Origin of the sequence: Pseudomonas brassicacearum, from assembly GCF_918698105.1 — a bacterium.
Classification (GTDB): Bacteria; Pseudomonadota; Gammaproteobacteria; order Pseudomonadales; family Pseudomonadaceae; genus Aquipseudomonas; species Aquipseudomonas brassicacearum_F.
On record NZ_CAKKMI010000015.1, the window covers coordinates 56,345 to 75,305 of the forward strand.

17 protein-coding genes are annotated in these 18,961 nt (G+C 62.9%); 9 read left to right on the forward strand and 8 right to left on the reverse strand.

The genetic code is table 11. The features are described 5' to 3' along the window. Positions 1-15: 15 nt before the first annotated feature. On the forward strand, positions 16-570 hold the full coding sequence (locus LQ215_RS08420; RefSeq protein WP_058543883.1) for a DUF4136 domain-containing protein: 555 nt from the start codon (positions 16-18) through the stop codon (positions 568-570). 229 nt (positions 571-799) lie between these two features. Here the strand turns inward: LQ215_RS08420 and LQ215_RS08425 are convergent, their stop codons facing one another. Together LQ215_RS08425 and LQ215_RS08430 are read right to left on the reverse strand one after the other, a co-directional pair. Beyond that, positions 800-1,654, reverse strand: a complete 855-nt coding sequence (locus tag LQ215_RS08425; RefSeq protein WP_230148786.1) for a MaoC family dehydratase — start codon at positions 1,652-1,654, stop codon at positions 800-802. Between the two features lie 2 nt (positions 1,655-1,656). Beyond that, positions 1,657-3,009, reverse strand: a complete 1,353-nt coding sequence (locus LQ215_RS08430; protein WP_230148788.1) for a 3-oxoacyl-ACP reductase — start codon at positions 3,007-3,009, stop codon at positions 1,657-1,659. Between the two features lie 269 nt (positions 3,010-3,278). On the opposite strand from LQ215_RS08430, the gene LQ215_RS08435 reads away from it, so the two are divergent. Further along, positions 3,279-4,556, forward strand: a complete 1,278-nt coding sequence (locus LQ215_RS08435; protein WP_003197458.1) for an acetyl-CoA C-acetyltransferase — start codon at positions 3,279-3,281, stop codon at positions 4,554-4,556. On the opposite strand, the gene LQ215_RS08440 is transcribed toward LQ215_RS08435, so the two are convergent. Continuing rightward, positions 4,543-5,571 (reverse strand): bile acid:sodium symporter family protein, encoded by a 1,029-nt coding sequence (locus tag LQ215_RS08440; protein ID WP_230148790.1) that lies wholly within the window; start codon positions 5,569-5,571, stop codon positions 4,543-4,545. The genes LQ215_RS08435 and LQ215_RS08440 overlap by 14 nt on opposite strands. A gap of 79 nt (positions 5,572-5,650) precedes the next feature. Here LQ215_RS08440 and LQ215_RS08445 point away from each other — a divergent pair, with 79 nt between their 5' ends. Both LQ215_RS08445 and LQ215_RS08450 read left to right on the forward strand, forming a co-directional pair. Next, a complete protein-coding gene (locus tag LQ215_RS08445; protein WP_072340309.1) occupies positions 5,651-6,442 on the forward strand; it encodes an AraC family transcriptional regulator in 792 nt (263 codons plus the stop codon). A 239-nt stretch (positions 6,443-6,681) separates the two neighbouring features. Continuing rightward, complete coding sequence (locus tag LQ215_RS08450; RefSeq protein ID WP_230148792.1) at positions 6,682-7,575, forward strand: PA4780 family RIO1-like protein kinase; 894 nt, start codon at positions 6,682-6,684, stop codon at positions 7,573-7,575. Positions 7,576-8,986: 1,411 nt separating this feature from the next. Here LQ215_RS08450 and cueR read toward each other — a convergent pair. The 3 genes from cueR to LQ215_RS08465 all read right to left on the reverse strand — a co-directional run bounded on the left by cueR (position 8,987) and on the right by LQ215_RS08465 (position 12,388). Beyond that, the gene (gene cueR / locus LQ215_RS08455) at positions 8,987-9,388 is read right to left on the reverse strand and encodes a Cu(I)-responsive transcriptional regulator (protein WP_230148794.1); all 402 of its coding nucleotides are present in this window, start codon (positions 9,386-9,388) and stop codon (positions 8,987-8,989) included. Then, the gene (locus tag LQ215_RS08460; RefSeq protein ID WP_230148796.1) at positions 9,385-11,778 is read right to left on the reverse strand and encodes a heavy metal translocating P-type ATPase; all 2,394 of its coding nucleotides are present in this window, start codon (positions 11,776-11,778) and stop codon (positions 9,385-9,387) included. The genes cueR and LQ215_RS08460 overlap by 4 nt, the downstream gene beginning before the upstream one ends. Before the next feature lie 226 nt (positions 11,779-12,004). Further along, entirely contained in the window at positions 12,005-12,388 is a 384-nt protein-coding gene (locus LQ215_RS08465) for a hypothetical protein (protein WP_230148798.1), read from the reverse strand. A 148-nt stretch (positions 12,389-12,536) separates the two neighbouring features. Between LQ215_RS08465 and LQ215_RS08470 the strand changes: the two genes are divergently transcribed. Both LQ215_RS08470 and LQ215_RS08475 read left to right on the forward strand, forming a co-directional pair. After that, positions 12,537-12,734 (forward strand): heavy-metal-associated domain-containing protein, encoded by a 198-nt coding sequence (locus LQ215_RS08470; RefSeq protein ID WP_230148800.1) that lies wholly within the window; start codon positions 12,537-12,539, stop codon positions 12,732-12,734. 95 nt (positions 12,735-12,829) lie between these two features. Beyond that, positions 12,830-14,032, forward strand: a complete 1,203-nt coding sequence (locus tag LQ215_RS08475; protein WP_230148802.1) for a multidrug effflux MFS transporter — start codon at positions 12,830-12,832, stop codon at positions 14,030-14,032. A gap of 1 nt (position 14,033) precedes the next feature. Here the strand turns inward: LQ215_RS08475 and LQ215_RS08480 are convergent, their stop codons facing one another. Continuing rightward, positions 14,034-14,204 (reverse strand): hypothetical protein, encoded by a 171-nt coding sequence (locus tag LQ215_RS08480; protein ID WP_230148804.1) that lies wholly within the window; start codon positions 14,202-14,204, stop codon positions 14,034-14,036. A gap of 243 nt (positions 14,205-14,447) precedes the next feature. After that, positions 14,448-15,461 (reverse strand): zinc-binding alcohol dehydrogenase family protein, encoded by a 1,014-nt coding sequence (locus tag LQ215_RS08485; RefSeq protein WP_230148806.1) that lies wholly within the window; start codon positions 15,459-15,461, stop codon positions 14,448-14,450. A gap of 113 nt (positions 15,462-15,574) precedes the next feature. Between LQ215_RS08485 and LQ215_RS08490 the strand changes: the two genes are divergently transcribed. From LQ215_RS08490 to LQ215_RS08500, 3 genes are all read left to right on the forward strand, one after another. After that, positions 15,575-16,504, forward strand: coding sequence for a LysR family transcriptional regulator (locus LQ215_RS08490; RefSeq protein ID WP_230148807.1), 930 nt, complete (start codon positions 15,575-15,577; stop codon positions 16,502-16,504). A 141-nt stretch (positions 16,505-16,645) separates the two neighbouring features. Next, positions 16,646-17,380, forward strand: a complete 735-nt coding sequence (locus LQ215_RS08495; RefSeq protein WP_230148809.1) for an ArsR/SmtB family transcription factor — start codon at positions 16,646-16,648, stop codon at positions 17,378-17,380. A gap of 111 nt (positions 17,381-17,491) precedes the next feature. Further along, entirely contained in the window at positions 17,492-18,874 is a 1,383-nt protein-coding gene (locus LQ215_RS08500) for an MFS transporter (protein ID WP_230148811.1), read from the forward strand. Positions 18,875-18,961: the final 87 nt, after the last annotated feature.

Genomic DNA, 18,961 nt, shown 5'->3' on the forward strand with positions numbered 1-18,961 from the left:
CAACGGAGAAAAACCATGTTTCGCCGTCTTGCTCTACTGGCCTTCACCCTGTTGTTGGGCGCCTGTGCCTCTAACCAGGTCAATCATGACTTCGACACCAGCCGCGATTTTGCGGCCTATCGCAGCTGGAGCTGGAAAGACCCGGCGCTGCAATATCGCCCCGATGACCCACGCATCAAGAGCGACCTGACCGAACAGCGGATCCGCCAGGCGGTGGCCGATCAACTCGATCAACGCGGCCTGCGCCCGGCGGCGAGTGGGCACGGCGATGTGCTGGTCCAGGCCTATCTGATCGTCGAGGATCGCCAGCAGCAGGTCACCACCAACTACGGCGGCGGTTGGGGCGGCCCATGGAATGGCTATTGGGGCGGGCCGATGTACAACGAAACCCGCAACATCAGCTACAAGGTCGCCACCGTGCAGATTGACCTGCTCGATGGCAAGGACGGCAAGCTGGTGTGGCGTGGCAGTGACGAGCAACTGCTCAGCAACTCCCCCAATCCGACTGACCGCAACACGGCCGTGCGTGAGACGGTGGGACGGATTCTGTCCAACTACCCGCCGCGTTGATCGCAGTGCATTCAAGAAGGATGCATGCTGACCCTCCGCCATCGCGAGCAAGCTCGCTCCCACAGGGATTTTGTGGCGGACACCTGTTCTGTGAACACCCCGGAACAAACTGTGGGAGCGAGCTTGCTCGCGAAGACGGCCGAACAGTCAACATTGATGCAGACTGACCCACCGCTTTCGCGAGCAAGCCCGCTCCCACAGGGATTTACGGTGAACACCATCGACCTTCTCAGGCTACCGGCCGCCACGCTCCAACCATATGCTCCAAACCCCCAGCCCCCATCAATTGCAATTGCCCACTGGACCCCGCGGCGCTCGACAGCAGTATCACCTCACTGGGCAGGCGCACCGGTTTCTTGAAGGTCACATCGATCTCGATATTGGCCTCGGGCAGGTGGTCATCCAGCGCCGCCAGGGTCCGGGCCTTGTTCCACAGGCCATGGGCGATGGCGGTGGGGAAGCCGAACAGCCGGGCGCTGATACCGCTCAGGTGAATCGGGTTGTAGTCGCCGGATACCTTGGCGTATTGCCGACCGATGTCCGCCGCTGCGGTCCAGCGCGCGACTTCGACCAATGGCAGGTTGGGCTGCGGTGAGTCCTCCAGGAGTGCGCCGTCGATCTGGACGCCTTTGCACAGCATCTGGCTCTGGGCCTCCCATAGCGGCCCCAACTGATCATCGAGGCGGGTCACCAGGTCGAATACCGCGCCCTTGGGGTGGGCTTGCAGGTTCTCGACATTGACGCTGGCCCGCACCTGGCCGACCCCGCCCATGGGCCGCAATACACGAATGCGGTTGCTCAAGTGGATCAGCCCCAGCAGCGGGAATGGAAAATTGCGCGCGGTGAGCAATTGCATTTGCAGGGCAAACGCCAAGACGTGGGGATAGGTCGGCGGCAGCAATCCGTTATCGACGAAACCGCAGACTTTGCGATAGGCCGCCAGGCGTTGCGGGTCGACCTGAAGCACTTGACGCAGTCCTTCCTCGGGCAAGGTCGTTCCGGTGACCTTGCGCCGTGTCGCCGCTTTCGAGTAAAGCCCGGACATCGAGGGCGGGCTGCTGACTTCCTGCCATTGGATTGTCATGGTCACGCTCCCAGAAGGCTTTGCCCGCATACCCGCAGGGCTTGACCGGTCACGGCACCCGTGCCCGGTTGTGCGAGCCAGGCCACGGCTTCGGCGACATCCTGGGGCAGGCCGCCCTGGCCCAGGGAACTCATGCGCCGCCCGGCTTCGCGCAAGGCGAAGGGGATCTCGGCAGTCATGCGGGTTTCAATGAAGCCTGGCGCCACGGCGTTGATGCTGATGCCGCGTGGCTGCACCAGCGGTGCCCAGGCCTGGGCCAGGCCGATCAACCCGGCCTTGCTCGCCGCATAGTTGGTTTGCCCGCGGTTGCCGGCAATGCCGCTGATGGACGCCAGCAGAATCACCCGGCCATTGTCGCGCAAGGTGTCACTGTCGAGCAGGGCCTTGGTCAGCACTTGCGGGGCATTGAGGTTGACGGCCAGCACCGCGTCCCAGAATTCCGGGGTCATGTTGGCGAGGGTCTTGTCCCGCGTGATGCCGGCGTTGTGGACCACGATGTCGACGCCATCGGGCAGGTGCTCGATCAACTGGGCGGCGGCGTCTTCGGCGCAGATATCCAGCGTGACGCTGCGTCCGCTCAAGCGTGCCGCCAGGGCATCGAGGTCGGTCTTGGCTTGTGGGACGTCCAGCAGGATCACGTCGGCGCCATCGCGGGCCAGGGTTTCGGCGATGGAGGCGCCGATCCCGCGGGCGGCGCCAGTGACCAGCGCCTTGAGCCCCGTGAGCGGTCGGGTCCAGTCCTGGACCTGGGTGTCACAGGCGTTGAGGCGAATGACCTGCCCGGAGATGAAGGCACTCTTGGGCGACAGGAAAAACCGCAGCGCACCTTCCAACTGGGCTTCGGCGCCGTCGCCGACGTACAGCAATTGCAGCGTCCCGCCGTGGCGCAACTCTTTGGCCAGGGAACGGCTGAAACCCTCCAGCGCGCGCTGGGCACTGGCGGCGAACGGGTCGGCAAGACTTTCCGGCGCGCGGCCCAGGATGACGACATGGGCGCTGTGGTCGAGGTTTTTCATCAGCGGCTGGAAAAATTCGCGCAACTGCTTGAGCTGGTCGGCCTGCACCAAATGGCTGGCGTCGTACACCACCGCCTTGATTTTCGGACCATGGCCGGGGATCCACTCGGTGGCCAGGGTCGGCTCGCCGCCGTAGATGAAAATGGTGTCGGTCAGGCGCTTGGCAAACGTGCCGATCTGTTCGGTCAATGGCCCGCCGCCCAGCAGCAGTGCGCCTTCGATCGGCCGCAGGCGCCCGGCCTGCCAGCGTTCCAGGCGCACCGGCGAGGGCAGGCCGAGGGACCCGACCATGCGCCGGCCAATGGGCGAATTGGCAAAGTCGATATAACGGTCAGACATGGAACACACTCCGGCTGATGAGGTTCCAAGTGTGGACCATGATTGGCAATCAGTCGTTCGATTGGCGAGATAAAGCCTAAGCTTGAGCGGGAGCGCTTTTTCCAGGGCACCGAATCCCTGTGGGAGCGAGCTTGCTCGCGATGCAGGCACCGCGGTTTTTCAGGGAGATCGCGTCATCGTTCATCGCGAGCAAGCTCGCTCCCACATAATAGGGTCGGTTGGGTTTCACAAGGTGATGGGCACATTCAGACCTACACAGGGAGTTCTTCATGACACAACTACGCCGCGTCGCGATCATCGGTGGTAACCGCATTCCGTTCGCCCGCTCCAACGGGGCCTATGCCACCGCCAGCAACCAGGCGATGTTGACGGCTGCCCTCGAAGGGCTGATTGAACGCTACAACCTGCATGGCTTGCACATTGGCGAGGTCGCTGCCGGTGCGGTGCTCAAGCACTCCCGGGATATGAACATGACCCGCGAATGCGTGCTCGGCTCGCGGCTGTCACCGATGACGCCGGCCTATGACGTACAACAGGCCTGTGGCACCGGGCTGGAGACGGTGTTGCTGGTGGCCAACAAGATTGCCCTGGGGCAGATCGACAGCGGCATTGCCGGCGGCGTCGATACCACCTCGGACGCGCCGATCGCGGTCAATGAAGGGCTGCGCAGGATCCTGCTGCAAGCCAATCGCGCCAAGACCACCGCGGACAAGATCAAGACCTTCCTGCAACTGCGTCCCCAGCACCTTGTCCCCGACCTGCCGCGCATCAACGAACCGCGCACCGGCCTGAACATGGGGGAGCACTGCGAATTGATGGCCCAGACCTGGCAGATCCCCCGGGAGGCGCAGGACCAGTTGGCCCTGGAAAGCCATCAGAAAATGGCCGCGTCCTATGCCGAAGGTTGGCAGAACGACTTGATGACACCGTTCCTTGGCCTGACCCGGGACAACAACCTGCGCCCGGACCTGACCCCGGAAAAACTCGCCTCCCTCAAGCCGGCCTTCGAAAAAAGCGCCAAGGGTACGATGACCGCGGGCAACTCCACGCCACTGACCGATGGCGCTTCGTTAGTGCTGCTGGGCAGCGAAGAGTGGGCCAAGGCCCGCGGCCTGCCGATCCTGGCGTACCTGCGCGACGGCGAAACGGCGGCGGTGGATTTCGTCAATGGCGCCGAAGGGCTGTTGATGGCCCCGGTCTACGCCGTGCCGCGATTGCTGGCGCGCAACGGCTTGACCTTGCAGGACTTCGATTACTACGAGATCCACGAAGCGTTCGCTGCCCAGGTGTTGTGCACACTGAAGGCCTGGGAGGACCCGGACTATTGCAAGACCCGCCTGGGCCTCGACGCGCCGCTAGGGTCCATCGACCGCAGCCGGTTGAACGTCAAGGGCAGTTCCCTGGCCGCCGGGCACCCGTTTGCCGCCACGGGCGGGCGCATTGTCGCCAACCTCGCCAAGTTGCTCGATGCCGCCGGAAGAGGCCGCGGCTTGATTTCCATCTGCGCCGCCGCCGGCCAGGGCGTGACGGCGATCATCGAGCGTTGAGGACGGCGCCGTCCTGGCGGGACGCCAGTTCCCGGTGATGGCTGGCATAGCGCTCGGCGAGGATCGAGCAGACGATCAACTGCAGCGGGTGATAGATCATGATCGGCAGCAGGATCAGCCCCAGGCCAGGATGGTTGCCAAAAATCAACGCCGCCATGGGCACCCCGGCGGCGAGGGATTTCTTGCTGGCGCAGAACACCGCGGCCACCTCATCGGCGCTGCTGAATTTCAGGGCGCGGGCGGTGCGGGTGGTCGCCCACAAGATGATCGCCAGCAGCACGGCACTGCCCAGCACTGCGCTCAATAGCACGCCGTGGCCTTGCTGTTGCCAGATGCCGGACACCATTGAATTGCAGAACGCCGCGTAGACCAGCAGCAGGATCACCAGCTTGTCGATGATGCTGGTGTAGCGCTTGTACTTGCCGAAAAAGCCAGCCAGCCAACGCCGCAGGAATTGCCCCAGCACCAGCGGCAGCAGCAACATCAGGCACAGGTCGAGCAGGGTCGACCCCAGGTCGATGCCACCGGCGCCGCTGCCGACCACGAAGCTGACCAGCAGCGGTGTCAGGAAAATCCCCAGTACGCTGGACAGGCTGGCGTTGAGAATCGCCGCTGGCACGTTGCCTTTTGCACTGCCGGTCAGCGCCACCGAGGAAGAAATGGTCGAGGGCAGGGCGCAAAGGTAGAAGAACCCCAGCATCAGCAGCGCGGGTACGTGGCTGCCGATTAGCCAATGGCTGATCAGCCAGAGCAACGGAAATACGCCAAAGGTGAAGGCTTGCACCATCACGTGCAGGCGGATGTTCTTCAAGCCGTGGCGGATCTGCTCGCCGGACAGGTTGACCCCGTGCAGGAAGAACACTACGAAGATGCCGATGTTGACCACCCATTCGGCATGCATGGCACCGCCCGTGGCACCAAAGGTTGGAAAGAAGTACGCCAGCAGCGTGGCAAGCACCATGCCGCACAGGAACCAGTCGGTCAGCATGCGTTTGAGGTGTCTGAGGATATGCATAGGGCACCGCAAGTTGTAAGAAAAGTCGACTTAGCCTAACGTCGTCCCTACCAGTCGTCTTGCGACATAAGGCCAATCAATGCCGCCTAACGGACACCAACAGCTCGAACGCCGCATCCCCGACCTGGCGCAATTGCCGAGGCCGTTGTACGCCCGTGTCGAAAGCTTGAGCGCCGGTTCCTGGACGCAAGCCCATCGTCACGACTGGGTGCAGTTTTCCTACGCTATCAGCGGCGTTCTCGGCGTACACACCGCCGCCGGCAGTTTCTTCGCCCCGCCACAACGGGGCATCTGGATCCCGGCCGACCTGGAACATCAGGTGGTGACCTCGACCCGGGCGGAAATGCGCAGCCTGTATGTGCATCGCCACGCCTGCCCTTGGGCCGATGAGCGCTGTCGGGTGCTGGAAGTCACGCCACTGGCCCGCGAGTTGATCAAGGTGTTTTGTCAACTTCCTGTCGATTACCCGCAAGGCGATACCCAGGAACAACGGTTGGTGCAGGTGTTGCTGGACCAGTTGGCGACGTTGCCGGAGGTGGGATTCTCCCTGCCGCTGCCGCGACATGCGCGCCTGCTGGGGCTGTGTAACGAGTTGATCGAACAGCCTGAGCAGAACGTCACTTTGCACGCCTGGGCTGAGCGCCTGGGCACGTCGGAAAAAACCTTGATGCGCCTGTTCCAGCGCGAGACCGGCCTGAGCTTTCGCGCCTGGCGCCAGCGCATGCGCCTGTTGTCGTCCCTGGGGTCGCTGGAGCAGGGCGACAGCGTCACCAGTGCCGCGTTGTCCTGTGGGTATGATTCAACGTCCGCGTTCATTGCGGCGTTCAAGGGGATGTTCGGGTTTACGCCGGGGGAACTGTTCAAGCATTGAGTCGTCGCACTTCCTACAGCCGACGATAGACATGGCTGTCAGCTCTTGTCGCAAATGTCCGGGCATTCAGTTAGCAATGCCAGGTTCGGACTCGGCTATGATTCGGCTCGGTCGATTGATCCGGCACATTGTGTGCATCACAGGTTCATAGGTCGGCAACCCCTCCCCGTGGAGGAAGGATTGCCGTATAACGGCTGTCATTCGCGTGTTTGGTAATAAAGGACCCACAATAAAAGCTGATGAAGACTCCAAAACGCATTGAACCCCTGATCGAGGACGGTCTGGTCGACGAGGTGCTGCGCCCACTCATGAGTGGTAAAGAAGCAGCTGTTTATGTGGTGCGCTGCGGCAATGAGCTACGTTGCGCGAAGGTCTACAAGGAGGCGAACAAGCGAAGTTTTCGTCAGGCGGCCGAATATCAGGAAGGCCGCAAGGTCCGCAACAGCCGTCAGGCCCGGGCCATGGCCAAGGGCTCGAAGTTCGGGCGCAAGGAAACCGAGGACGCCTGGCAGAATGCTGAAGTGGCAGCGCTGTTCCGCTTGGCTGGCGCGGGTGTACGCGTGCCCAAGCCGTACGACTTTCTTGAAGGCGTGCTGCTGATGGAACTGGTGGCCGACGAGTACGGCGATGCGGCGCCGCGTCTGAACGATGTGGTGCTGGAGCCGGACCAGGCTCGTGAATACCATGCATTCCTGATTTCCCAGATCGTGCTGATGCTGTGTACCGGTCTGGTGCACGGCGACCTGTCGGAGTTCAATGTCCTGCTCACGCCAACCGGGCCGGTGATCATCGACCTGCCGCAGGCCGTGGATGCCGCGGGTAACAACCATGCTTTCAGCATGCTGGAGCGGGACGTGGGCAACATGGCGTCCTACTTTGGCCGGTTTGCCCCCGAGCTCAAACTCACCAAGTACGCGAAGGAAATGTGGGCGCTGTATGAAGCCGGCACCTTGCACCCGGCCAGCGTGCTGACCGGCGAGTTCGACGAGCCGGAAGAACTGGCGGATGTCGGCGGGATCATGCGCGAGATCGAAGCCGCGCGCCTGGACGAGGAACGCCGCCAGGCCGTCCGCGCCGCCGACGATGCCCCGCCCGGCAAGACCGAAGAACCACCGCCACCTTGGATGCAGTGATCGGTTGAACAGAAACCCGGCCAATGGCCGTAATGCTGTTCACTTAGAAAAAACGGCGCTTCTTTCAGAGATGGAAAGGCGCCGTTTTTTTTGGCTTCGTTTTTGGGGGGATTTTGGGGTTGGTGTGTATATCCGTTTCTGCGGTAACGGCGGCTTAGGGTTCCGCCCTTACGGCGGCTCACTTTTGAAGAGCCCGGAAGCCGGCCCAGTCAAAAGTAAGCAAAACGCTTCTGCCCCACCACTTGGTGCCTCGCTTAGGCTCGGCATGCCCTCACTCCGGCATTGTTCCGTGGGCCCGCCGCGAAGGGCCATCCATGGCCCAGCGCGGCTATCCCGGCCTCCATGCCGGGATGCCCACTCCACAATGCCTGCGTTCGGCCATCGTGGTTAACGGGGCGCCTGAGATCAACGTCCACCACGAGGCGGCCTAACAGCCGACCTGGTTCTTGGTGGGACCGCGTTCCTTCTGTGGGAGCGGGCTTGCTCGCGAAGGCGGTGCGTCAGTTTTTGGTGATGTTGGATGTGCCGACCTCATCGCGAGCAGGCTCGCTCCCACAGGTGATCTGGGGTGTTCATGAGATTTGTGTTCATCACAGGCCATTGTGGGAGCGAGCCTGCTCGCGAAGGCGGTGTGTCATTTTGCAGTGATGTTGGATGTGCGGGCCTCTTCGCGAGCAAGCCCGCTCCCACAGGTTTTGCGGTGTATATGGGTTTTGTGTTTGCTGAAGACCCAATGTGGGAGCGAGCTTGCTCGCGATAGCGGAAGCTCAGCCACATAGAGGCTGGCATGTGCCCCGCTCTTGCTCTTGCTCTTGCTCTTGCTCTTGCTCTTGCTCTTGCTCTTGCTCTTGCTCTTGCTCTTGCTCTTGCTCTTGCTCTTGCTCTTGCTTTAGATCTTGATCTGGACGCCCCATTAACCACGCTGGCCGAACGCAGGCATTGCGCAGTGGGCATCCCGGCATGGATGCCGGGATAGCCGCGCTGGGCCATGGATGGCCCTTCGCGGCGGGCCCACGGAGCAATGCCGGAGTGAGGGCACACCGAGCCTAGGCGAGGTGCCGAGTGGTGGGGCAAAGCGCTTTTGGTTACTTTTGGCGCTCTTCCAAAAGTGACCCGCCGTCAGGGCGGAACCCTAAGCCGCCGTTACCGCAGAAATGGATATACACACCAACCCCAAAATCCCGCTCGTAAAAAACTACGCCTCGAAACGGAACATCAAAGCTCCGCTAACGGCTTAAGTAACAGCATTGGGCCAATGGCCGGTTTTTTTGTAGCCGCAAAAAACAGCCTCACCGCCAATCCCCTGTGGGAGCGAGCCTGCTCGCGAAAGCGGTGGATCAGCTTGCATCGATGTTGAATGTGCCGCCGTCTTCGCGAGCAGGCTCGCTCCCACATGGGCCGGCGCAGGGCATCAATTCTTGCAGCACCCCGACTCCAACTCCTTGAGGATCGGGCAATCCGGACGGTGGTCGCCGTGGCAGTGCTCTACCAGGTCCTGCAGGGTGTCGCGCAGCTCGGCCAGTTCGCGGATTTTCTGGTTCAGTTCTTCGATGTGCTGGCGGGCCAGGGCCTTGACGTCGGCGCTGGCGCGTTGGCGGTCTTGCCAGAGGGTCAGCAGTTTGCCGACCTCTTCCAGGGAAAACCCCAAGTCGCGGGAGCGTTTGATAAAGGCCAGGGTGTGCAGGTCATCGGCGCCGTAGATCCGGTAGCCGCTGTCGGTGCGATGGGCAGCCTTGAGCAGACCGATGGACTCGTAATAGCGGATCATCTTCGCGCTCAGGCCGCTCTGGCGGGCCGCTTGGCCGATGTTCATCGCTTGTCCTCCAACTGCTTGGGTGTCCAGAACTTCAACAGTAACGCATTGCTGACCACGCTGACGCTCGACAGCGCCATGGCCGCGCCGGCCAGCACCGGGTTGAGAAAACCGAACGCCGCCAGGGGGATGCCGATCAAGTTATAGACGAAGGCCCAGAACAGATTCTGGCGGATCTTGGCGTAGGTCTTGCGGCTGATGTCCAGCGCCGCCGGCACCAGTCGCGGATCGCCGCGCATGAGGGTGATGCCCGCGGCATGCATCGCCACGTCGGTGCCGCCACCCATGGCAATGCCGATGTCGGCGGCGGCCAGGGCTGGGGCGTCGTTGATGCCGTCGCCCACCATCGCCACCACCGAATGGTGCTTCAACTGTTGGACGATGGCGGATTTATCCGCTGGCAGGACCTCGGCATGGACATTGGAGATCCCCAACGCCTGGGCCACCACCCGGGCGCTGCCTTGGTTGTCGCCGGTGAGCAGGTGGCTGGCGATGTGCTGTTCGTTCAAGGCCTGTACCGCGGCGAGGGCACCGGGCTTGAGCGTGTCACCGAAGGCGAACAGGCCCAGCACCCGAGGCGTCGCGCCTTGCTCGATCAGCCAGGACAACGTGCGGCCTTCGGTTTCCCAGGCCTGTGCCGACTCGGCCAGCGAACCGGGGGCCAGGCCCAGTTCGTCCAGCAGGCGTCGATTGCCCAGGGCCAGGCGGCGCCCGTCGAGGCTGCCGGCGATACCGCGCCCAGCCAGGGACTGGCTGTCGCTGACATCCGCCACGTCCAGGCCGCGTTCGGCGCAGGTGTCCAACACGGCTTTGGCCAGAGGGTGTTCACTGCCGCGTTGCAGGGCGCCGGCCATTTTCAGCAGCGCGTCTTCATCACCGTCAAGGGCCGTCAAGTGGGCGATGCGCGGCGTGCCGGAGGTCAGCGTGCCGGTCTTGTCGAACACCACGGTGTCGACTTCATGGGCGCGCTCCAGGGCCTCGGCATCCTTGATCAGAATCCCGTGGCGCGCGGCCACACCGGTGCCGGCCATGATCGCCGTGGGTGTCGCCAGGCCCAGGGCGCAGGGGCAGGCGATCACCAGCACGGCGACGGCGTTGATCAGCGCGGTTTCCAACGGCGCACCGTACAACCACCAGCCGATCAACGTCGCCAGGGCCAACACCAGCACCACCGGTACGAACACCTGGCTGACTTTATCCACCAGTTTCTGGATCGGCGCCTTGGCGGCCTGGGCGTCTTCGACCAGGCGGATGATGTGCGCCAGGACAGTCTCGGTACCCAGGGCCAGCGTGCGCACCAGCAGCCGGCCTTCGCCGTTGATGGCGCCGCCAGTGACCTTGTCGCCGGGCTGCTTGGGCACCGGCAGGCTTTCGCCGCTGATCAGCGCTTCGTCGGCGTGGCTCTGGCCTTCCAGTACTTCGCCGTCCACCGGGAAGCGTTCGCCGGGCTTGACCAGCACCAGGTCATGCAAGCGCAGGGCACTGATGGCCACGTCCCGCTCCTGGCCATCGATCACCTGGATCGCCCGTTCCGGGCGCAAGGCTTCGAGCGCGCGGATGGCGCTGGCGGTTTGTCGCTTGGCGCGGCTTTCCAGGTATTTGCCCAGCAGTACCAGGGCAATCACTACGGCCGAGGCTTCGAAATACAGGTGCGGCATGCCGCCAGGGCGGGCGATCGCCCATTCATAAAGGCTCAGGCCGTAGCCGGCGCTGGTGCCCAGGGCCACCAGCAGGTCCATGTTCCCGGCACCGGCACGCACGGCCTTGAAGGCGGCGATGTAGAAACGCGCACCGAAGATGAATTGCACCGGCGTCGCCAGGGCGAACTGCACCCAGGCCGGGAGCATCCAGTGTACGCCGAACGGCTGCAGCAGCATCGGCAACACCAGTGGCACGGAGAGCAGGATCGCCAGCACCAAAATCAGGCGTTCACGGTTCAGACGGTTGGCCTGTGTGTCAGTGGGCTGTTCGGCCTGCCAGACAGTGGCGTCGTAGCCGGCGCGCTTGACCGCATCGATCAGGGTTTGCGGATCCACCTGGCCGAGCAGTTCGAGGTGGGCCCGCTCATTGGCCAGGTTGACGCTGACGCTGTTCACGCCGTCGACCTTGCCCAGGGCGCGTTCGACCCGGCCGACACAGGAGGCGCAGGTCATCCCTTCGATGCTCAGCCCCAGGGTTTGCACGGGGACGCTATAGCCGGCCTGTTCGACGGCCTGCATCAAGGCCGGCAGGCTGCCTTCGGGGGCCTGCACGCGCGCCAGTTCAGTCGCCAGGTTCACGCTGACGGCGCGGGCGCCGGAGACTTTGCTCAAGGCCCGCTCGACCCGCCCGGCGCAGCTGGCGCAGGTCATGCCGGCAATCGGTAGATCGAACGTGATGGATTCGGACATCGGTCAGGCTCCCTGTAGTGAATGACTACAGGATCAACCTTGCCATGCGGGCAAGGTCAAGCGCCAATCCAAAAGTGTACACACATCCCTAATGTGGGCCCTGGCTCTGTGGGAGCAAAGCTTGCTCGCGATCCAGGCGCCGCGGTCACCCAAGAGACTGTGGTGCCTTCATCGCGGGCAAGCCTTGCTCCCACAAAGCCAGCTCTCACAATTGACCCCGGGGGTGTCAGTAACCGAGCCCAGCCTGCTTGAGGTACATGCCTTGTTCACTCATGGCGATGCGGAACTTCAGAATGTCACCGGCCTTGAGCGTGATGTTCTGCGACCCTGGCGCGAGCATGCCCGGGTTGCACCCCGGCGCCTGGCCCGGCAGCAACTTCAGGCGCAAGGAAAACTGGCCCGGCGGCAGGTTGAACGAGGTGCTCTGCTCCTGGAACAGCCGGGCCGAGAGCTGATCCTGGATGTAGATGCCGATTTCGCAACTGGTCGCCACTTCCAGGCGCTCGCGAGAAATGATCAACACGCCGTAGTCTTCGCCGGCGGCCGATGCCTGGGGCGCCACCGCTGAAAAACCGAGCATGCAAAACAGGCTGAACGCTGACCAGCGCATGGCTGAACCTCCGGGGTTAAATCCTTGATGTGTGCAGCTTGGCTGAGCGCGATGCCGATTGCCAGCCCGGCAGTTTTCCTCAGAACTTGACCTTGCCATGATGGCAAGCTTGAGACTGCTGGCAACCTCAATCCCAAGGAGTCATCTCATGCAAACTTTCAAAGTTCAGGGTATGTCCTGCGGTCACTGTGTCAAGGCCATCACCCAGGCAGTCAAGGCCAAGGACCCGATGGCCACCGTGGACGTCGATTTAGGCAAACAGACCGTCCAGGTGGAGAGTTCGTTGCCGGCCGATGCCGTGCTCGCGGCCATCAACGAGGAAGGCTATGAGGCCAGGCCTACTTGAAGTTTTTTAATCGTTAGCGACCTACCGGAATGTTCAAGGGCGCCCGGCACGGCTAGACTGTCGGGCTGTCGAACGACGCCTGAGCTGGACGCCCGATGAACTTCCGTACCATTCTGATACTTGGCGCCTTGAGCGCTTTCGGTCCCTTGGCGATCGACTTCTACCTGCCGGCCTTTCCGGCGATGGCCACGGCCTTCGGTACCGACGAAAAACATATCCAGCTGACCCTGGCGGCCTATTTCCTCGGTTTGTCCATCGGACAACTGGCCTATGGACCGGTGGCGGATCGCTTCGGACGGCGCATTCCATTGCTGACTGGGGTCGGTTTGTTCACGTTGGCGTCCCTGGCCTGCGCCTACGCGCCGAGCCTGGAATGGCTGATCGGCGCCCGCTTCGTCCAGGCCCTGGGTGGATGCGCCGGGATGGTGATTTCCCGGGCGGTGGTCAGCGATAAATGCGACGCGGTGGGGTCGGCCAAGGTGTTTTCCCAGTTGATGCTGGTGATGGGCCTGGCGCCGATTCTCGCGCCGATGCTGGGCGGGTTGCTGGTAAACCTGCATGGCTGGCAATCGATCTTCATTGCCCTGACCGTGTTCAGCGCGTTGGCGTCGACGGCGGTGGCCTTGTGGCTGCCGGAAAGCTTGCCGGACCATGTGCCCCGGCAACCGTTGTCGGGGGCGTTGCGCCAATATGGTCGGTTATTGACCGATGCCGTCTACCTCGGCCATGCGCTGACGGGGGGCATCGCTATCGCTGGGATGTTTGCCTACATCGCCGGTTCGCCGTTCGTCTTCATCAAGCTCTACGGGGTTCCGGCCGAACACTTCGGTTGGCTGTTCGGCACCAACGCGGCGGGCTTCATCCTCGTTGCCCAGGTCAACGCCCGGCTGCTGTCCAGGCGCGGCCCGGCGTTCCTGCTGAGCCGCGCGGTCTGGGTCTACCTGGGCGCCGGGCTGAGCCTGCTGGCCGTCTGTTCAATGCAACCTGCGCAGCTGTGGCCGCTGCTGGTTCCGCTGTTTATCTGCATCGCCAGCCTGGGATGCATCCTTCCCAACGCCTCGGCTTGCGCCATGAATGGGCAGGGTGCCCGGGCCGGCAGTGCTTCGGCAATGCTGGGGTGCCTGCAGTTTTCCGTAGCCGCCGGGGCAGCCTCGTTGGTGGCGGCACTGCATGACGGCTCCGCCGTGCCAATGGCGCTGGTCATCAGCCTTTGCGGGCTGTTGGTGGTGGACGCAGCGATGCTGACCCGTCGTCTGCAAAATGCCCGGGCGCTGGCCCAGGCCAGTCGCGAGGGCTGACTCAGCCGGCCGCGCGCTGCTGTTGTTCGGGGAAATGATGGGGAGCGAGGATTCGTGCTTGCAGGGTGCTGGCGAAGGCCTGGGCTTCGGCCTCGGTACGGAAGGTGACGACGTGCCGGTCAAGGCGCACTTGCCATTGGGTTTTTGCCACTTCTTTTATCAGGATCTTCATTGCTGACCTCCTCACGAAAAGATTGCGTTGCAAAGGCCTCGAGTGTAGACCCGAATGCGATCGCAATTGTGACAAGGATCAATTCTCGGACTGACGGTGCAATCCCAAGTTAATGCAACACCTGTGGGAGCGAGCTTGCTCGCGATAGCGGTAGACCCGCCGACATCAATGTTGCCTGACCTGGCCCCATCGCGAGCAAGCTCGCTCCCACAGGATTGTTTGCAGGGCTGCTGTCCAGTGCCGTCAGAAACCCTCGAGCACAATCTTGCCCTTGGACTTGCCGCTTTCCAGCAAGGCATGCGCCCGGCGCAGGTTCTCGGCATTGATGGTGCCGAAGTGTTCGCCAACCGTCGTGCGCAGCGTGCCGGCGTCGATCAGGGTAGCTACGCGGTTGAGCAGTTTGTGTTGTTCAAGCATGTCGGCCGTCTCGAACAGCGAGCGGGTGTACATGAACTCCCAATGCAACGACAGGCTCTTGCGCTTGAGCTTGGTCACGTCCAGCGCCTTGGGATCGTCGATCAGCGCCAGTTTGCCCTGGGGCGCGAGGGCTTCGACCAACTGGTCCAGATGCTGGTCGGTCTGGGTCAGGCTGGCGACGTGGGTCACCTGAGACTGACCCGCTTCTTTCAACGCTTCGCTCAACGGCCGGCTGTGGTCGATCACCAGGTCGGCCCCCAGGCTGCGCACCCAATCCTGGGTCTGTGTCCGGGACGCGGTGCCAATCACCTTCAGCCGGGTGAGTTGGCTGGCCAGTTGCGTCAGGATCGAACCCACGCCGCCCGCAGCGCCGACAATCAACAGGCTCTGGCCCAGGTCGCTTTGGCCTTCCTGGATTTGCAGGCGCTCGAACAACAACTCCCAGGCGGTAATGGCCGTCAGCGGCAGTGCCGCCGCTTCGGCGAAACCGAGGGTCTTGGGCATGTGACCGACGATGCGCTCATCCACCACGTGCAGCTCGCTGTTGCCGCCGGCCCGGGCGATGGAACCGGCATAAAACACCTTGTCTCCGGGCTTGAACAGCGTGACCTCGCGGCCCACGGCCTTGACCACGCCGGCCACGTCCCAGCCCAGCACCTTGGCTGCCCCGGCTTCGGGCTGGACGTTCTGGCGGACCTTGGTGTCCACCGGGTTGACCGAAATAGCCTTGACCTCCACGAGCAGGTCCTTGGGGCCGGCGACCGGTTCTGGGAGTTCGACGTCCTGGAGCGATTGCGGGTCGGTGATGGGCAACGAGTGGTAGTAGGCGATGGCTTTCATGCAGCGGCTCCGTGAGGTGAGTTCGATGGAGGCCATGTTTAGCTATTTATCGTCGAGATAAAACCGGCTAAAAGAACAGGCTCTTTCAATGATTTTTTGATAATGGAGTCGTCATGCTTCGCTTCGATGACTTGCAATTGTTTGTCCGGGCGGCGGACCTGGGCAGTCTTTCGGCAGCAGCCAGGGGCATGGACCTGTCGGCGGCGGTGGCCAGTGCCGCGTTGAAACGGATCGAGCAGCACCTCGGCGCGCGGCTATTGGCCCGTTCTACCCGTAGCCTGCGCCTGACGGCCGAAGGCGAGGGCTTTCTTGAATATGCCCGCGCCGCATTGAGCAGCCTTGACGAAGGCCGGCGGTTGTTGACCAGCGGCCAGGACCAGGTCAGCGGGGTGTTGCAGTTGTCCGCACCGTCGGACCTGGGACGCAATCTGCTGCTGCCCTGGCTGGATGCGTTCCAGCGCGAGCACCCCGGGTTGACGGTGCGGCTGTTGCTGGGCGATCGCATGGCCGACCTGTTCAAGCAACCGGTGGACATCGCCTTGCGTTATGGCGAGCCGGAAGATTCGAGCCTGGTCGCCCTGCCCATTGCCGCGAATAACCGCCGGGTGTTGTGCGCATCGCCGGACTATCTGGCTCGCCAGGGCGAACCCCGTCAACTGGAACAGCTGGCCCAGCACAACTGCCTGTTGTACATGCTGGGCAGCCGGGTCCATGACCGATGGGGTTTTCATGACGGTAAACGGGAAGTGAGCCTCACCGTCAGTGGCGACCGTTTCAGTGACGACGCCGATGTGGTGCGGCGCTGGGCGGTGGCGGGCGCAGGGATTGCCTACAAATCGTGGCTGGACGTATCCACCGACGTGCTGGCCGGGCGCTTGAAAATCCTCTTGCCGCACCTGCAATGCGAACGCGCGCCCCTCAACCTGCTATGTGCCCACCGAGCGCAATTGAGCAAACCCATCAACCTTTTGCGGGACATGCTCCAGGCCCGCTGCGCTGAGTTGACGGCTCGTTTTCCACTTTCGACGGGGGCCGGCCATTAGTCGCGGGCAAATAGAGAATTTTCCCTCAGGAACAATCGCCTCCAAAGGTTTCCGGAGGACAGGAAAGCGCGACCGCCCCGCTTATACTAGCGGCCGCCTGCGCCAGAGCAGTAGACGAATGATTCAACAGGGAGTGAATACATGGAATATGCACCTTGCATCAGCCAGATCGCCACGCTGCTGGCTGACCCCAAGCGCAGCGCAATGATGTGGGCCTTGATGGACGGCACGGCCCGTCAGGCCGAGGAGTTGGCGTTGCTCGCCGGGTTGTCGCCTTCCTCGGCCAATGCACATCTGGGACGCCTGTCCGCCGGAGGCCTGTTGAAAGTCGAAGCCCGGGGCCGCAAGCGGTTTTTCCGCCTGGCAGCACCTGAAATCGGCGCTGCCGTCGAAGCGCTGGCCAGCGCGACGCTGGTCAGTACGCCGCGGCAGATTCCGGACGTCTTCAAGCGCCGAGTCATGCCGACCAAGGCGCCGTCGGCCCCCGCTTCGTTGATGCGGGCCAGGCTGTGCGACGATCACCTGGGGGGGACCCTGGCGGCCGACCTGTATCAGCGCCTGCTGGACGCCGGGTGGATCGAGCAGTTCGAGCAGCGGGTGATCGTCACCCACAAAGGCGCCAATCAACTGGCCGGACGTGGCTTGTTCATCCAGGCCCTGGCCCATCGCAACACCCACATTGCCTGTGCCTGCCCGGACTGGAGCGAGCGTCGTCCACACCTGGGGGGCGCGCTGGGGGCGGCCCTGCTGCAACTGTTCATGCAGTCGGGTTGGCTGAGCTTGCCCAACGATTCGCGAGCCCTGCAGGTGACGGCGCTGGGCCAGCAGGAAATCCACCGGTTCGCCCGGGAGGAGGCGGTGGAGATGGCAATCTAGGGAACGCTCCCGGTGCGTCGCTCAGGGCTGTCGGCAGGTCGTATTCAGCAATAGCCACCTGCAAGGTTCGCGCACACTCGGTCCGGGGAATTATCGGATTGGGGAGGCAGCATGGACATTCACGGCTATAGCGCGGCGGAGCGATTGGAACGGTTACCCATCAGCGGTTACCACCGGGTCATCTTCATTATCATCGCCCTGGCGTTTTTCTTTGACTCCATGGACCTGGCGATGATGACGTTCCTGTTGGGATCGATCAAAGCCGAGTTCGGCCTGAGCACCGCCCAGGCCGGTTTGCTTGCCAGCTCCAGCTTTTTCGGCATGGTGGTGGGGGCGTCGCTGTCGGGCATGCTGGCCGATCGTTTCGGGCGCAAGCCGGTGTTCCAGTGGAGCATTGTGCTGTGGGGCATTGCCAGTTACTTGTGCTCCACAGCCCAGGACATCGAGACCTTGACGCTGTTTCGCATCCTGCTGGGCATCGGCATGGGCATGGAGTTTCCGATTGCGCAGTCGATGCTTTCGGAGCTGATCCCGGCCAAACGTCGAGGCCGCTACATCGCCTTGATGGACGGCTTCTGGCCGCTGGGTTTCGTGGCCGCGGGGGTGCTGTCTTACTTCCTGCTGCCGGTGATCGGCTGGCGCGACATCTTTCTGGTGCTGGCGGTGCCGGCGGTGTTTGTCCTGGCGATTCGTTTCTTCATTCCCGAGTCGCCACGCTGGCTGGAACAAGCCGGTCGGGGTGATGAAGCGGACGCGGTGCTCAAGCGAATCGAAGACAAGGTCCGCGCCTCGCTGGGGCATCAGAACCTGCCCGAGCCGATCCGTTTGCCAAGGGTTGAGAGCACGCCGGGCAATTTCTTTTCGGCCCTGGCGCAGATCTGGTCACCGCTGTATCGCCAGCGCACGATGATGATCTGGAGCGTCTGGTTCTTTGCCTTGCTCGGCTTCTACGGCCTGACGTCCTGGCTCAGCGCTTTGTTGCAGCAGTCAGGGTTCGCGGTGACCCAATCGGTGTATTACACCGTGCTGATTTCCTTGGGCGGGATTCCCGGTTTCTTGATGGCGGCCTGGCTGGTGGAGCGCTGGGGGCGCAAACCGGTGTGCGTCATCACGCTGCTGGGCGGCGGGGCGATGGCGTTTCTGTATGGGCAGAGCGCGGTGTTTGGCGGCAACGTCGGTCTGTTGATCGGCACCGGGTTGCTGATGCAGTTTTTCCTGTTCGGCATGTGGGCGGTGCTCTACACCTACACGCCGGAACTGTACCCCACCTCGGCCCGGGCCACCGGTTCGGGTTTTGCTTCGGCGGTGGGGCGCGTCGGTTCGCTGCTCGGCCCGCTGGTGACCGGGCTGGTATTTCCCATCACCGGCCAGGGTGGCGTGTTCGCCCTGGGCGCGCTGTGCTTCGCCGTGGCGGCAGGGGTGGTCTGGTTGTTCGGGATGGAGACGCGGGGCAAGACGCTGGAGGAGTTGAGCGAGGCGACCGTCGCCGATTAACACCATCTCCCTTGTGGGAGCGAGCTTGCTCGCGATAGCGGTCCGACATTCAACATCGATGTTGACTGACACTCCGCCTTCGCGAGC